At 72.1% G+C, this 14,451-nt stretch carries 13 protein-coding genes; 8 read left to right on the forward strand and 5 right to left on the reverse strand.

The features are described from left to right. Positions 1 to 28 precede the first annotated feature (28 nt). Positions 29 to 922 carry a LysR family transcriptional regulator gene (locus ACZ68P_RS15815; RefSeq protein ID WP_471006420.1) on the reverse strand — a complete coding sequence of 298 codons (894 nt, stop codon included), beginning with the start codon at positions 920 to 922 and terminating at the stop codon, positions 29 to 31. Between the two features lie 79 nt (positions 923 to 1,001). On the opposite strand from ACZ68P_RS15815, the gene ACZ68P_RS15820 reads away from it, so the two are divergent. Beyond that, positions 1,002 to 1,721, forward strand: a complete 720-nt coding sequence (locus ACZ68P_RS15820) for an MOSC domain-containing protein (protein ID WP_471006423.1) — start codon at positions 1,002 to 1,004, stop codon at positions 1,719 to 1,721. 23 nt (positions 1,722 to 1,744) lie between these two features. Continuing rightward, positions 1,745 to 2,518: an SDR family NAD(P)-dependent oxidoreductase gene (locus tag ACZ68P_RS15825; protein WP_365718571.1), complete on the forward strand. Its 774-nt coding sequence runs from the start codon at positions 1,745 to 1,747 to the stop codon at positions 2,516 to 2,518. 14 nt (positions 2,519 to 2,532) lie between these two features. On the opposite strand, the gene ACZ68P_RS15830 is transcribed toward ACZ68P_RS15825, so the two are convergent. Continuing rightward, on the reverse strand, positions 2,533 to 4,395 hold the full coding sequence (locus ACZ68P_RS15830) for a DUF2264 domain-containing protein (protein WP_471006424.1): 1,863 nt from the start codon (positions 4,393 to 4,395) through the stop codon (positions 2,533 to 2,535). Between the two features lie 302 nt (positions 4,396 to 4,697). Here ACZ68P_RS15830 and ACZ68P_RS15835 point away from each other — a divergent pair, with 302 nt between their 5' ends. The 6 genes from ACZ68P_RS15835 (at position 4,698) to ACZ68P_RS15860 (ending at position 10,832) form a co-directional block, all read left to right on the forward strand. Beyond that, positions 4,698 to 5,804: a substrate-binding domain-containing protein gene (locus tag ACZ68P_RS15835; RefSeq protein ID WP_471006426.1), complete on the forward strand. Its 1,107-nt coding sequence runs from the start codon at positions 4,698 to 4,700 to the stop codon at positions 5,802 to 5,804. Between the two features lie 124 nt (positions 5,805 to 5,928). Beyond that, positions 5,929 to 7,257 carry an ABC transporter substrate-binding protein gene (locus tag ACZ68P_RS15840; protein ID WP_471006428.1) on the forward strand — a complete coding sequence of 443 codons (1,329 nt, stop codon included), beginning with the start codon at positions 5,929 to 5,931 and terminating at the stop codon, positions 7,255 to 7,257. Positions 7,258 to 7,261: 4 nt separating this feature from the next. After that, positions 7,262 to 8,152 (forward strand): carbohydrate ABC transporter permease, encoded by an 891-nt coding sequence (locus ACZ68P_RS15845; protein WP_471006429.1) that lies wholly within the window; start codon positions 7,262 to 7,264, stop codon positions 8,150 to 8,152. After that, complete coding sequence (locus ACZ68P_RS15850; protein ID WP_471006430.1) at positions 8,149 to 9,003, forward strand: carbohydrate ABC transporter permease; 855 nt, start codon at positions 8,149 to 8,151, stop codon at positions 9,001 to 9,003. Before ACZ68P_RS15845 ends, ACZ68P_RS15850 begins: the two co-directional genes overlap by 4 nt. Positions 9,004 to 9,020: 17 nt before the next feature. After that, positions 9,021 to 10,073, forward strand: coding sequence for a hydroxyacid dehydrogenase (locus ACZ68P_RS15855; protein WP_471006431.1), 1,053 nt, complete (start codon positions 9,021 to 9,023; stop codon positions 10,071 to 10,073). Positions 10,074 to 10,133: 60 nt separating this feature from the next. Then, complete coding sequence (locus tag ACZ68P_RS15860) at positions 10,134 to 10,832, forward strand: ester cyclase (protein WP_471006432.1); 699 nt, start codon at positions 10,134 to 10,136, stop codon at positions 10,830 to 10,832. Between the two features lie 130 nt (positions 10,833 to 10,962). Here ACZ68P_RS15860 and groL read toward each other — a convergent pair whose 3' ends face one another. The 3 genes from groL to ACZ68P_RS15875 all read right to left on the reverse strand — a co-directional run bounded on the left by groL (position 10,963) and on the right by ACZ68P_RS15875 (position 14,434). Further along, on the reverse strand, positions 10,963 to 12,591 hold the full coding sequence (gene groL / locus ACZ68P_RS15865; protein WP_471006433.1) for a chaperonin GroEL: 1,629 nt from the start codon (positions 12,589 to 12,591) through the stop codon (positions 10,963 to 10,965). A 146-nt stretch (positions 12,592 to 12,737) separates the two neighbouring features. Beyond that, a complete protein-coding gene (gene groES, locus ACZ68P_RS15870) occupies positions 12,738 to 13,046 on the reverse strand; it encodes a co-chaperone GroES (protein ID WP_010471835.1) in 309 nt (102 codons plus the stop codon). Between the two features lie 401 nt (positions 13,047 to 13,447). Further along, entirely contained in the window at positions 13,448 to 14,434 is a 987-nt protein-coding gene (locus ACZ68P_RS15875; RefSeq protein WP_471006437.1) for a polysaccharide deacetylase family protein, read from the reverse strand. Positions 14,435 to 14,451 lie beyond the last annotated feature (17 nt).

A 14,451-nucleotide genomic window follows, 5' to 3' on the forward strand; every position in this document is an offset into this window, starting at 1 on the left:
CCGGTCCGTACCCCGCCGGCCCCGGCCGTCACGCGAGTGTGGCGGCGCGACCCAGTTCGTCCAGCGTCGCCGCGACGGCCGGCACCTGCGCCAGGTCGGGCAGCGTCAGGGCCACGATCTCCCGCTCCACGGCCGGCTCCACGGCCACGGCACGCGCCCCCTTGGGCCGTACGGACTCCAGGGCGAGCCGCGGCAGGACCGCCACGCCCAGTCCCGCGCCGACCAGGCCCACCACGGCGGGGTAGTCGTCGGTGGCGAAGTCGATGCGCGGGGTGAAGCCCGCCTCCTCGCAGACCTCCACGAGCTGACGGCGACAGCGCGGGCAGCCGGCGATCCAGGGTTCGTCGGCCAGTTCGGCGATGCCCACGGACTCGGCCGCCGCGAGCCGGTGCGAGTCCGGCACCAGGCCGACCAGGCGGTCGGCGAGCAGCGGCCGGACGACCAGGTCGTCCCATTCGGCGGGGCCCGCGCCGTAGCGGAAGGCCAGGGCCACGTCGCAGTCTCCCTCGCGCAGCATCTCCACGGAGCGCGGCGGCTCGGCCTCGACCAGCGAGACGCGGGTGCCGGGGTGGGCGGCGCGCAGGGCCGCCAGGGCGGTGGGGACGAGGGTGGAGCTGCCGCTGGGGAAGGAGACCAGGCGGACGCGCCCGGCGCGCAGCCCGGCGATGGCGGCGACCTCCTCCTCGGCGGCGGTGAGCCCGGCGAGGATGCCGGACGCGTGGCGCACCAGCGCTTCGCCCGCCTGGGTGAGGCGCATCTCCCGGCCGGTGCGGATGAGCAGCGGGGTGCCGGCCGAGGACTCCAGGGCCTTCATCTGCTGGCTCACCGCGGGCTGGGTGCAGCCCAGTTCGCGCGCGGCGGCGGAGAAGGAGCCGGTCGCGGCGACGGCGCGCAGGACACGGAGATGACGGGCCTCGATCATTCTTCGAGCATAAGCCGCTCTTGGGGCGCGAGGCCAATAGCGGGAAGTTGCTTTGGGGAGATGTGCTTAGGGTTTGCCCATGAAATTGCTGAGCGTGAATGTCGGGCAGGCCAGAGCCGTGGACTACACCGACTCGCCGACGGGAATGACGGGCATTGACAAGCGGCCGGTGGAGGGCCCGGTCCGGGTCGAGGCGCCGGGGCCCCGGGGGGTGGGGGCCGGCGGGGTCGCCGGGGACGCGGTGTGCGACCTGCGGTTCCACGGCGGTGACGACCGGGCCGTGTACGCCTTCGCCCGCGAGGACCTGGACCGGTGGGAGCGCGAACTGGGCCGGCCGCTGGCGAACGGCTCCTTCGGCGAGAACCTCACCACCCTCGGGCTCGACGTGAACGGCGCGCTGATCGGCGAGCGCTGGCGGGTCGGCCCCGAGGTGGTCCTGGAGGTGACCGGCAGCCGCATCCCCTGCCGTACGTTCGCCGGATTCCTCGGGGAGCAGGGCTGGGTGCGGCGGTTCACCCTGTCGGCGGCCGGTCCCGGCGCGATGCTGCGGGTCATCGTGCCGGGCGCGTTCACGGTCGGCGACCCGGTGACGGTCGCGCACCGGCCGGACCACGACGTCACCGTCTCCCTGCTGCACCGGGCCTCGACCACGGAGCGCGCCCTGCTGCCGAGCACCCTGGCCGCCGCCGAGTGGATGGAGTCGGGACTGCTGGGGCTCGCCCGGACGTACGCGGAGAAGTACGGCACGGCGGGCCCGGGGTCGGCCGGTGGTGCGGGACCGGAGAGCGCCTCGCCCTGAGCGGGGGCACTAACGTGCCGCGTATGACGACTGCACTGATTACGGGCGCCACGGCGGGGATCGGGGCCGCTTTCGCGCGGCGACTGGCGGCGGACGGGCACGACGTGGTGCTCGTGGCCCGCGATGTGAAGAGGCTGCGGGAGCAGGCGACCGAACTGCACGACCGGCACGGGATCGAGGCGGAGGTCCTCTCCGCCGACCTGGCCGAGGAGAAGGGAATCGCGGCCGTCGAGGCCCGGCTCTCGGATCCGAGACAGCCGGTCGACCTGCTGGTGAACAACGCCGGGTTCGGCAACAAGGGCCGGTTCCTGGAAGTCTCCATGGCGGATGAGCTGAAGATGCTGACGGTGCACTGCGAGGCGGTGCTCCGGCTGACGTCGGCGGCGGCGGCGTCCATGCGCGACCGGGGCCGGGGCGGCGTCGTCAACGTGGCGTCGGTGGCGGCGTTCGTCCCGCGCGGCACCTACGGGGCGTCGAAGGCGTGGGTCGTGCAGTTCACCCAGGGCGCGGCGCGGGACCTGGCGGGGACGGGCGTGCGGATGATGGCGCTGTGCCCGGGGTTCGTCCGTACGGAGTTCCACGAGCGGGCCGGGATGGGCACGGACAACATCCCGGGCTGGATGTGGCTCGACGCGGACAAGCTGGTCGCGACGGCGCTGGCCGACCTGGCGCGGGGACGGACGCTCTCCATCCCCGACCCGCGCTACAAGGCGCTGATGGGTGTGGTGAAGCTGGCGCCGCGCGGTCTGCTCGGCGGGGTGTCCTCCAAGGCGGGCCGGAAGTACGGCCCGAAGTAGCGCGGGGCGCGGGGTCAGGGGGCGTCCGGGTCGAGGGTGAGCCGGGCCGTGGTCCCGTCGTGCCACATCACCTCGATCGTGCGCCGGCCGGTGACCCGGACGGTCGCGAGGGTGGTGACGGGCGCCGGGTCGGGTTCGGCGGTGAGGGAGGCCAGGGCGACGAAGAGGCTCTCGGCGCCGCTGGTGGCGCCGTGCAGGGCGGCGGTCCGGGTGCGAGGGCCCTGGAGCGTCGGCCCGGTGGCGAGGTCGACGGCTTCGGCGGCCGGCGGATAGCCGTGCGCCGGGTGGAGCTGTGCGACCGGGCCGTCGGGAGTGGTGGCCCAGCCCGTCTGGCGTACGGCGGTGCCCTCGGGCGCCCCGACGACGAGATGGGCACGGACCTCGGCGCGGCCGTGGGCGAGGGTCGCGGAGAGGATCCGGATCCCGGGCCGGGGCGTGTGCAGGGAGGCGGCCCAGCCGGGTCCGGTGCCGCGCGGGGCGGCGGGGCCGCGGTGGGTGAGGCGGCCCTCGACGACCAGGGCGAAGTGGTTGTCGGCGTGGTCGGGCGCGGTGGTGACGCCGGTCCGGGTGGAGTAGGCGTAGCGGGCGTAGCCGGCGTCGTCCTCCCCGGCAGCCGGGCTGCTCACGTGGTTGCTGCCGTGGTTGTGGAGGCGTACGAGTCCGTCGCGGGCGGTGGAGTGGACGAGCAGGCCGGCCGGGGCGACGGCGCGGACGGTGTCGGCGCGTTCGGCGGGCAAGGGCTCCTCGGGGTCGGTCCAGGCGGGGTGGCCGGCGGGCAGGAGCAGGCCGAGGAAGCCCTTGGACGCCCAGTAGGGGGAGCCGGGGCCTGAGTAGCCCTGGAGGACCGGCGGGTACGGGCCGTGCCAGCCGAGGGTGAGCAGTCCGTCGGCGTCGCACGCGCCCCGGTCGAGGAAGTAGCGCAGGGTGCCGGAGGCGAGGCGGCGGGTGGCGCCGGGCGTGAGCGGGGAGTGACCCGTCAGCGCGCCGAGCCAGGGGGCGGCGGCCGCCGCGAAGCGGTAGGTGAGGGAACGGCCGAAGGGTATCGGCGCGCCGTTGGCGTCGAAGAGGTGGGCGTAGTCGTCGAGGTGGGCGCGCAGCCGGGGGCCGTAGCGGTCGAGGAGTGCCCGGTCCCCCGAGAGATGGGCGTGCAGCACGGGGTAGAAGTGCAGGGCCCAGGCGTTGTAGTGGTCGAAGGCGCGGTTGTCGCCGTCGCTGTACCAGCCATCACCGCGGTACCACTCCTCGACGCGGGCGAGGGAGCGGTCGATGGTGGCGGCGGCCCGGTCGGTCTCGATGCCGGCGTCCTGGAGGAAACCGGCGACGGTGAGGCCGAAGAGCCACCAGTTGTTGTCGACGGGGGACGGGGCGAGGGCGGGCAGCAGCCACGCGACGACGTGCCGGCGGGTGCGGTCGTCGAGGGTGTCCCAGAGCCAGGGCCGGGTCAGGCGCAGTGCGAGGGCGATCGAGGCGGATTCGACGATCGCCTGGCGGACGTCGGTCAGGAGCGGCCAGGACTCGGGGCCGTCGGTTCCGGCGCCCGCGGTCGCGGCGGCGAGACCTCCGGCGTACCGGGCGAGGTGGCCGTGGGGGTCCTCGCCGCCGGCTCCGGCGACGCGGAGGGCCGCGAGCAGGAAGGTCCTGGCATGGCCTTCGAGGCCGTCCGAGCGCGCTCCCGACCAGCTGGGCCGGGGGCCGGGAAGGTGGATGAGCGCGCCGCGCGGGGTGGCGTGGGGGCGTACGGCGAGGAGGAGCCGGTCGGCCGAGCGCTCCCAGTGGGCGCGGGTCAGGCCGGTGAACGGGCTGAGCTCACGGTTCTCGGGCGGCCGGTTCTCGGGCGGCCGGTTCTCGGGCGGCCGGTTCTCGGGCGGCGTGGGCATGGTGCTCCCTGGGCGACGGCGGAGTGACGGCCGGACGGTGGCGTCCCCGTGCCGGCGTCCCCGTGCTGACGGACAGGGTGACGATCGGGCCGGCCGCCCCCGGCGGCATCCCACCTCGTCCGTCGCACGCCACCACCTCACACGTCACCGCGTCGCACGGAATCATGGACAGGCTCCGATCGAACGTCAATGGCATCGGAGCGAATGATCGAAACTTACGCCGTTCGATCATCCTGCGTGAGAAGGTCTCACCACGGGGACGGCGAACCGCCGGACCACCACACCACGAGGGGAAGCGCACCGTGCGCGAGAGTGCCGCCGAACGACACGACCGACTGCTGGCCCTGGTGCGCGAACGCGGCACCGCCCGCGTCTCCGACCTGGCCGACCGGCTCGGGGTCTCCCCCGTCACCGCGCGCCGGGACGTGGAGGCGCTGGCCGCGCGGGGCCTGCTCGACCGCGTGCACGGCCAGGTGTCCTGGCCCGGGCGCCAGGGCGACCCGGGCGCCGGGCGCTCCGGCGAGGGGCTGGTCCTCGGCCTCCTCGCGCCCTCCGCCACGTACTACTTCGCCGAGGTCATCCGGGGCGCGCACGAGGCGGCGGCGCGGGCCGGCGCCCGGCTGATCCTGCGGATCTCCGACTACCGGCCGGAGGAGGACCGGGCGCGCGCCGAGGGCCTGCTGGCGGCGGGCGCCGAGGGCGTCCTCGTCGCGCCGGGCTGGCGGGGGCCCGAGGACCGCCTCGCGTACGGGGACTGGCTGGCGGAGATGCCCGTGCCTGCCGTGCTCCTGGAGCGCCGCGCCGACCCCGGCACCCCGCTCGACGGCCTCGACCGGGTGGTCTCCGACCACGGCCACGGCGTCCTGCTCGCCCTGCGCCACCTGCTGGGGCTCGGCCGGGGCACCCCGCTGCTCGTGGCCCGCGGGGACAGCCCGACGGCGCTCGCGGTGCGCGCCGGGTACGCCGACGCGCTGGTCACGCTGGGCGTGGAGTCCCCCGGCCCGGTGATCGACTCCGTACCGGCCGACCAGGACCCGGAGGGGTTCGAGCGCGCGGTGCGGGCGCTGCACGAGGCGGTCGTCGCGGGCCGGGCGGGCGCGGCCCTGGTCCACAACGACGTGGACGCGATCCAGATCGTGCAGCGGCTGGCGGAGCTGGGCCTCATGGTGCCCGGGGACCTGGCCCTGATCGCGTACGACGACGAGGTCGCCGCCCTCGCCGACACGCCGCTGACGGCGGTGGCGCCACCCAAGCGCCAGGTCGGCCGCCACGGCGCGGAGCTGCTGGTGGAGCGCCTCACGGAGGGGCGGGACGCCTTGGACGAGGAGCCCGCGCGCCGTCATCTGAGCCTGTTGCCGCGGCTGCGGGTGCGGTCCTCCTGCGGGGCTCAGCAGGGGGGCCACTCCTGAACGGATCCGCCTGATCGATTCGATCTTTTTTCGATCAATCAATCTTTCGCTCTTGACTTCGGTCATGGACGGTCACAGGATCACGGCCACAACGTCCCAGCCGCCCGTCCTCAGGAGCCGCGCCGTGAGCCGCAGTCGGAGCAGAACGTCCCGTGCCATAGCCGGCACCGTCACCGCCCTCGCCGTCCTCACGGCCTGCGGCGGCGGTGACGACTCGTCCGCCGCCGGATCCAAGGGGGGCGGCGGCAAGCCCGTGACCGTCACCTTCTGGGGATGGGCCAAGGGGTCCAAGGACGTGGTCGACGCGTTCAACGCGTCGCACAAGGACATCAAGGTGACGTTCGAGGAGATCCCCTCCGGCACCGCCGGCGGCTACGCCAAGATCTCCAACGCCGTGAAGGCCGGCAACGCCCCCGACCTCGTCTCCATCGAGTACCCCTCGCTCCCCGAGTTCGTCAGCTCCGGCGCCCTGCAGGACATCGGGAGCGAGTTCACCGAGGCCGACCGCGCGAAGCTGCTGCCGCAGGCGGTGGAGCTCACCACGCTCGGCGGCAAGACCTGGGCCGTCCCCTTCGACGCCGCCCCGCAGGCCTTCTTCTACCGCAAGGACCTGTTCGAGAAGCACGGGATCGAGGTCCCCCGGACCTGGGACGCCTTCAGGTCCGCCGCCGAGAAGGTGAAGAAGGCCGACGCCAAGGCCCGTATCGGCACCTTCTTCCCGGACGACCCGACCACCTTCGAGGCGATGGCCTGGCAGGCCGGCGCCCAGTGGTTCAAGGCCGAGAACGACACCTGGAAGATCGACACCACCGACCCGGCCACCTCCAAGGTCACCGCCTACTGGCAGGGCCTGGTCGACGCCGACCTCGTCCACAAAAACGCCTCCTTCAGCCCCGAGTGGACCGGCTCCCTCAAGAACGGGACCACCATCGGCTACCTCGGCGCCTCCTGGGGCGCCGGCGTCCTCAAGGGAACCCTGCCCGAGCAGAGCGGCAAGTGGGCCGTGGCGCCCATGCCGAGCTGGGACGGCAAGCCCGCCAGCGGCATGCTCGGCGGCTCCACCTTCGCGGTGACCAAGGACAGCGACAAGAAGGCGGCGGCCGTCGAGTTCGCCGAGTGGATGTCCACCACCGAGGCGGGCGTCAAGGCCCGCATCGCCTCCGGGACCTCCAGCGCCTTCCCCGCCGCCACCGCGCTGCGCCCGGTCGCCAAGCAGGTCTTCGACGCCGGCTTCTACGGCGGCCAGGACATCTACGCCCTCTTCGAGGAGTCCGGCGCCGCCATCGGCCGGAACTGGGCCTGGGGCCCGACCACCGGCACCACCAACACCGCCATCAAGGACCGGTTCGGCAAGATCACCAAGGGCGGCCCCACCATCGCCGACGCCATCAAGGGCGGCCACGAGGCGACCGTCGCCGAGCTGACCAAGCGCGGACTGAAGGTCGAGGGCTGACCCGGTGAACGCCCGCACCCGTGCCGCAGCGTTCCTGCTGACCCCCTTCTTCGCCCTCTTCACCGCGGTGATGGTCGTGCCGATCGGATACGCGGTCTGGCTCAGCCTGTTCACCGAGAAGCAGTCCGGGCTGGGCTTCGGCGGCAGCGAGACCGTCTTCACCGGACTCGACAACTACGCCGCGGCACTGGGTGACCGGGCCTTCCGCGAGGGCTTCGGCGTTCTGCTGGGCTACTGCCTCTTCTACATCCCGCTGCTGCTCGGCGGGGCCCTCGGCCTCGCCCTGCTGCTCGACTCGGCGCTCGCCCGCGCCCGCCGCTTCTTCCAGCTCGCGCTCTTCCTGCCGCACGCCGTCCCCGGCATCATCGCCGCGTTGATCTGGGTCTACCTCTACACGCCCCAACTCAGCCCCGTCATCAAGGCGATGGAGGCGGGCGACATCGGCTTCGACTTCTTCTCCCCCGAGGGCGCCCTGCCCTCCGTCGTCAACATCGCGCTGTGGGAGTGGCTCGGCTACAACATGGTGATCTTCTACGCGGCCCTGCAGGCCATCGACCGGTCCGTCCTCGAAGCGGCCACGGTCGACGGGGCCGGCGCCTGGCGGACCGCGTTCGCCATCAAGGTCCCGCTGATCCGCGCCTCGCTCGTGATGGTCGGCCTCTTCACCGTCATCGGCTCCCTGCAGCTGTTCACCGAACCGCTCATCCTCAACAAGGGCACCGGATCCGCCGTCACCTCCACCTGGACGCCGAACATGTACGCGTACACCGCGGCCTTCGACCGCAACGACTACGGGCTCGCGGCCGCGGCCTCCGTGCTCCTCGCCCTGACCGCCGCCCTGCTCTCCTTCGGCGTCACGCGGCTCACGGGCCGCCGGAAGGAGAAGGCGGCATGAGCAAGCCCCGTCAGCGAAGCGCCTGGCTCTCCAGGACGGCCGTCAACGGCGCGCTCGTCCTCGCCGTCGTCTACATGCTCTTCCCGCTCGTCTGGCTGGTCACCGCGGCCACCAAGGACGCGGGCGGTCTGCTCGCCGGCGACGCCTTCTCCTTCGAGGGCTTCGACCTCGGCGGCAACCTCTCCCGGCTCGCCGCGTACAACGACGGCATCTACTTCCACTGGTACCTCAACAGCCTCCTCTACGCGGGAATCGGCGCCCTCGCCTGCTCGCTGATCAGCGTCGCCGCCGGGTACGCCTTCGACAAGTACGACTTCCGGGGCAAGGAGCAGCTCTTCGGTGTCGTCCTCCTCGGCGTCCTGGTCCCCACCACCGCGCTCGCCCTGCCGATGTACCTCCTGGCCAGCGAGGTCGGGATCGTCAACACCCACGCGGCCGTGCTGATCCCGGTCCTGGTGAACCCCTTCGCGGTCTACCTCTCCCGGGTCTTCAGCTCCGGGTACATACCGGACGAGGCCCTGGAGGCCGCCCGCATCGACGGCGCGGGCGAACTGCGCACCTTCTGGTCGATCGGGCTGCCCATGATCATGCCCGGCTTCGTCACGGTCTTCCTCTTCCAGTTCACCGCGATCTGGAACAACTTCTTCCTGCCCCTGGTGATGCTGTCGGACCAGAGACTGTTCCCCCTGAGCCTCGGCCTGTACGCCTGGAACAGCAACGCCCACGCGGAACCCGACTTCTACCCCCTCGTCGTCACCGGATCCCTGCTCGCCGTCGTCCCGCTCGTCGTCGCCTTCGTCTCCCTCCAGCGCCACTGGAAGGCGGGTCTGACCGCCGGCAGCGTCAAGTGAGGAGCACACGACCCGCGATGCCCCACCCCCCGATGCCCCGACCTCCCGGCCACCCCGACGACCGGCCCTCGCTCCTGCTCTGCATGGGCCCCGGCGTCGCCGAGCGGCTGCTGACCGGCGCCCACCGGGCGCGCCTCGCCGCCCTGGCCCGTACCGACCCGCTCCTCGTCGCCCACGACCTGGACGCGCCGACGCCCCGGGTCGCCGCGGCCCTCGCCGAGGCCGAGATCCTGCTCACCTGCTGGGGCGCGCCGCCCCTGACCGCCGCCGTCCTGGACCGCGCCCCTCGACTGCGGGCAGTCGTCCACGCGGCCGGATCGGTCAAGCACCACATCACCGGCGCCTGCTGGGAACGCGGCCTCGCCGTCAGCTCCGCCGCGGCCGCCAACGCCCTGCCCGTTGCGGAGTACACCCTCGCCGCCATCCTCTTCGCCGGGAAGCGGGTCCTCGACTCGGCGCGGCGGTACGGGGAGGTCCGCGCCGACCACGCCTGGACGGCCGAGTCGGCGGCCACGGGCAACTACCGCCGGACGGTCGGGCTGGTCGGCGCCTCCCGGATCGGCCGCCGGGTGATCGAGCTGCTGCGCCCCTTCGACTTCGAGGTACTGCTCTACGACCCGTACGTCGACGCGGCGCAGGCGGCGGAGCTCGGCGCGGAGAAGACGGACCTCGACGACCTGTGCGCGCGCAGCACGATCGTGTCCGTCCACGCGCCCCAACTCCCCTCCACCGAGCGGATGATCGGGGCGGCGCAGCTGGCCGCGATGCCGGACGGCGCCACGCTCGTCAACACCTCGCGCGGCTCTCTGGTCGACGAGGAGGCGCTGCTGGTCCAGCTGCGCGCCGGCCGTCTGCGGGCGGTCCTGGACGTGACGGATCCGGAGCTGCCCCCGCCCGGTTCACCGCTGTACGACCTGCCGAACGTACTGCTCACCCCGCACGTCGCCGGCTCGCTCGGCAACGAGCTGCACCGGCTGGCGGACCACGCCCTGGAGGAGGTGGCGCGGTACGGACGGGGGGAGCCGTTCGCGGAGCGGGTGCGTCCCTCGGACCTGACGCGCACGGCGTGATCCGCCCCCCGGAGGCGCCGAGCCTAGACTGGAAGGGTCCCACCCGGTCCGGGAGGCGCCATGACTTTCGTACAGATCATCGATTGCAAGACCAGCCGGTTCGAGGACCTGAACCGGCTCATGGACAAGTGGGTCGAGCAGACCCAGGGCAAGCGGACGGCCACCCACAGCGTCATCGGCAAGGACCGCTCCGATGCGGACCATCTCGTGGAGATCGTCGAGTTCCCCTCCTACGAGGTGGCGATGACCAACTCGCAGCTCCCGGAGACGGACCGCATCTTCCGGGAGATGGTCGCGCTCTGTGACGAGATGCCGACGTTCACGGATCTGGACGTCATGCGGGACGTGCAGATGTACAAGGCCACGTCCCGCCGGGTCTTCGAGCTCATCGCCACCGAGGGCGAGCTGCCACCGCTCGACGAGGTCCTCGCGGAGGGCTACCACGACCACGATCCGGCGAACGAGCAGGACGCCATCGGCATGGACGCGGCCCGCCGCGAGATGGAGATGTGGCGGGGCGGCTTCGACTTCTCGTTCACGGTCCAGGACCAGATCGCCGAGGGCGACCGGGTGTGCACGCGGTGGACCTGGGTGGGGACGCACAACGGCGACTTCATGGGGATCCAGCCGACCGGCATGCGGGTCGCGATGACCGGTACGACCATCCACCAGTTCCGTCAGGACGGCAAGATCGTCGAGGGCTGGTGGCAGTACGACCAGCTCGGGCTCATGGGGCAGCTCGGCGCCGTCGAGGCGTGAGGCTCCCGCCCGCGCGCGTATCGCCGCACCGCGGCGGAGCGGCAGAACAGCGGAGCGGCAGAACAGCACCGAGGCCCGGTGCCCCCGCGACGGGGGCACCGGGCCTCGGCGTTCGCTCGGTGGTTCAGCCTCAGTGCGAGTGGCCGTGGCCGTGGCCGTGGCCCGCGTCCGCCGACTCCTCTTCCTTCTTCTCCACCACGAGGGTCTCGGTGGTGAGGAGGAGGGAGGCGATCGAGGCGGCGTTCTCCAGGGCGGAGCGCGTCACCTTCACCGGGTCGATGACGCCGGCCTTGACCAGGTCGCCGTACTCGCCGGTGGCGGCGTTGAAGCCCTGGCCCTTGTCGAGCTCGGAGACCTTGGAGGTGATGACGTAACCCTCCAGGCCGGCGTTCTCGGCGATCCAGCGCAGCGGCTCGACGGCGGCGCGGCGGACGACGGCGACACCGGTCGCCTCGTCGCCGGTCTTGCCGAGGTTGCCCTCCAGGACCTTCACGGCGTGGACGAGCGCGGAGCCACCACCGGAGACGATGCCCTCCTCGACCGCGGCGCGGGTCGCGGAGATGGCGTCCTCCAGACGGTGCTTCTTCTCCTTCAGCTCCACCTCGGTCGCGGCACCGACCTTGATGACGCAGACGCCGCCGGCGAGCTTCGCCAGGCGCTCCTGCAGCTTCTCGCGGTCCCAGTCGGAGTCCGTGGACTCGATCTCGGCCTTGATCTGGTTGACGCGGCCCTTGACGTCCTCGGAGTTGCCCCCGCCGTCGACGATGACCGTGTCGTCCTTGGAGATCGTGACGCGACGGGCGGTGCCCAGCACGTCCAGACCGGCCTGGTCGAGCTTGAGGCCGACCTCCTCGGCGATGACGGTGGCACCGGTGAGGGTGGCCATGTCGCCGAGCATCGCCTTGCGGCGGTCGCCGAAGCCGGGGGCCTTGACGGCCACGGCGTTGAAGGTGCCACGGATCTTGTTCACGACCAGGGTCGACAGGGCCTCGCCCTCGACGTCCTCGGCGATGATCAGCAGCGGCTTGGAGGAGCCGGCCTGGATGACCTTCTCCAGGAGCGGCAGCAGGTCCTGGATCGAGGAGATCTTGCCCTGGTGGATCAGGATGTACGGGTCGTCGAGGACGGCCTCCATACGCTCCTGGTCGGTGACCATGTACGGCGAGAGGTAGCCCTTGTCGAAGGCCATGCCCTCGGTGAAGTCGAGCTCCAGGCCGAAGGTGTTGGACTCCTCGACGGTGATGACACCGTCCTTGCCGACCTTGTCCATCGCCTCGGCGATGAGCTCGCCGACCTGCTGGTCCTGCGCGGAGAGCGCGGCGACGGCGGCGATGTCCGACTTGTCGTCGATCGGGCGCGCGGTGGCGAGCAGCTCGTCGGAGACGGCCTTGACGGCGGCGTCGATGCCCTTCTTCAGGGCGGCCGGGGAGGCGCCGGCGGCGACGTTGCGCAGACCCTCGCGGACCAGGGCCTGGGCGAGCACGGTCGCGGTGGTGGTGCCGTCACCCGCGATGTCGTTGGTCTTGGTCGCCACCTCCTTCACGAGCTGGGCGCCGAGGTTCTCGTACGGGTCGTCGAGCTCGACCTCGCGGGCGATCGTGACGCCGTCGTTGGTGATGGTGGGGGCGCCGAACTTCTTGTCGATGACGACGTTGCGGCCCTTGGGGCCGATCGTCACCTTCACCGTGTCGGCGAGCTTGTTGACGCCGCGCTCAAGGGCGCGACGGGCGTCCTCGTCGAACTTCAGGATCTTCGCCATGGGAGCGATTCAGCCCTCTCGGAATTCGTGGTGAAACTGGTGAAACGAACCGCGCCCCCGGACGCCCAGTGCGGGGTCTAGGGGCGCAGCTCAATGCATCTGGCTTCGGTGAAGGGTCGTCCGGGGGTGACCCCCCGGACCCCCGACTACTTCTCGACGATCGCGAGCACGTCGCGAGCCGAGAGGACGAGGTACTCCTCGCCGCTGTACTTCACCTCGGTGCCGCCGTACTTGCTGTACAGCACGATGTCGCCGGTCTTCACGTCGAGCGGCAGGCGCTCGCCGTTCTCGAAGCGGCCCGGGCCCACGGCCAGGACGACGCCCTCCTGGGGCTTCTCCTTGGCGGTGTCCGGAATGACCAGGCCAGAGGCGGTGGTCTGCTCGGCGTCGAGCGGCTGGACCACAATGCGGTCCTCGAGCGGCTTGATGGCAACCTTGGAGCTGGTGGTCGTCACGATCCGACCTCCCCCTTCGGAGATCTCACGGGGTTAACTGTCTGAGGTGGCGACCAGGTGGATCCGTCGTCGCGGGTGCCGGACCTGCCTGTCGCTGTGTTGGCACTCTCCGGTGGGGAGTGCCAGAGCCGAGACTATGACCGCGATTAGCACTCGGTCAAGCGGAGTGCCAATTCAGTGCCGCGTGGCGTCTCGATCCCGGTACGGGGAACGGCGTGACGGCCCTGATGGTTCCGCACGCGGGTTCGACCACGAGGGCCCGCCGCCCCCGTCCCGCGAGCCCACCCGCTCCGCCGCCTTGCGGCCCAGACGCTCGAACGGATCGACCGACGGGGCGCAGGCCGTCGCGCCGAGGAGCGCGCCGGCCAGGGCCAGTGCGGCTGCCGGCCGGCGCGCCCCGGTCATACGTAGTCCTCCAGCTTCGCGACGGCGTAGCCCTTGGCCGTGACGGTCCGCATCACGCGGCGGACCATGTCCGCCATGGACCCCTTCCAGTCCCCCTTGCCCCGGAAGTGGGTGAGGATGATGTCGCCGGGGTGCAGGTCGCGGTCCCACTCGCGCCACTCCATCCGGTCCGGGAACGCCTCGGACGCCCACAGCGGGACCGCCTTCACGCCGCACGCCTTGGCCGCGCGCAGCGTGTCCTCGTCGTAGTTGCCGTACGGCGGGCGGAAGAGCGGCGGCCGCTTCCCGTACCGCTTCTCGATGGTGTCCTGCATCCCGCAGATCTCGTGTTTCTGTTCGGAGTAGGACAGCTTGGGCATGTACCGGTGGTTGAGGGTGTGGTTGTGCAGGGAGACGCCGGCGTCCCGCATCTTCTCGAAGTAGCCGTAGTCCTCCTTGACCAGGTAGTCGCTGAGGAAGGCGCTGTACGGGATCCGCAGCTCGCTCATCATCCGGAGCAGCTCCGGGTCCTTCTCGGCGCCGTCGTCGATCGTCAGGAAGACGACCTTCTCCTTGGTCGGCACGGTGGTGAAGACGGGCGGCAGCCCCTCGCCGTCGGTCTCGAACCCCTTGCGGGTGGTGATGGTCGGCTTGACGGCGGGCGGGGCCGGGGCCTCCAGGGGAGGGCGGTCGAGCCCCCACTTCTTCGCCGCGAGCGCGCGGGCGGCCCGCTGCGCGCGGACCTTCCCGATGTACGCGTTGAGGGCGCCGGAGGCACCCTGCGCCTGGGCGCCCGGCTGACCGGGGGCGGCCTTCGCCGGGGATCCCGGGCCGCCGCCCGCGCCGTCGACCGGCCCGGCGCAGGCCGCGCCGAGGGCGGCCACGAGCAGCACCGCTCCGACCGAGCGGCGCACGGCGCGCGCGCGCCGGGGACGGGCGGACCGAAGGCGCCCGAGGGGCGTGGAACCCGGGGGCATTTGTTCCTTTTGTCGTACTAGTTGCATGGCGCCGCATCCTTTCA

The sequence above is a fragment of the Streptomyces sp. NPDC036822 genome (genome assembly GCF_055609145.1).

Coding starts and splice junctions, on each gene's coding strand:
- ACZ68P_RS15815 (WP_471006420.1), bottom strand. CDS start 922: ATGATCGAGGCCCGTCATCTCCGTGTCCTGCGCGCCGTCGCCGCGACC.
- ACZ68P_RS15825 (WP_365718571.1), top strand. CDS start 1,745: ATGACGACTGCACTGATTACGGGCGCCACGGCGGGGATCGGGGCCGCT.
- ACZ68P_RS15850 (WP_471006430.1), top strand. CDS start 8,149: ATGAGCAAGCCCCGTCAGCGAAGCGCCTGGCTCTCCAGGACGGCCGTC.
- ACZ68P_RS15860 (WP_471006432.1), top strand. CDS start 10,134: ATGACTTTCGTACAGATCATCGATTGCAAGACCAGCCGGTTCGAGGAC.
- ACZ68P_RS15820 (WP_471006423.1), top strand. CDS start 1,002: ATGAAATTGCTGAGCGTGAATGTCGGGCAGGCCAGAGCCGTGGACTAC.
- ACZ68P_RS15830 (WP_471006424.1), bottom strand. CDS start 4,395: ATGCCCACGCCGCCCGAGAACCGGCCGCCCGAGAACCGGCCGCCCGAG.
- ACZ68P_RS15855 (WP_471006431.1), top strand. CDS start 9,021: ATGCCCCACCCCCCGATGCCCCGACCTCCCGGCCACCCCGACGACCGG.
- groL (WP_471006433.1), bottom strand. CDS start 12,591: ATGGCGAAGATCCTGAAGTTCGACGAGGACGCCCGTCGCGCCCTTGAG.
- ACZ68P_RS15875 (WP_471006437.1), bottom strand. CDS start 14,434: ATGCAACTAGTACGACAAAAGGAACAAATGCCCCCGGGTTCCACGCCC.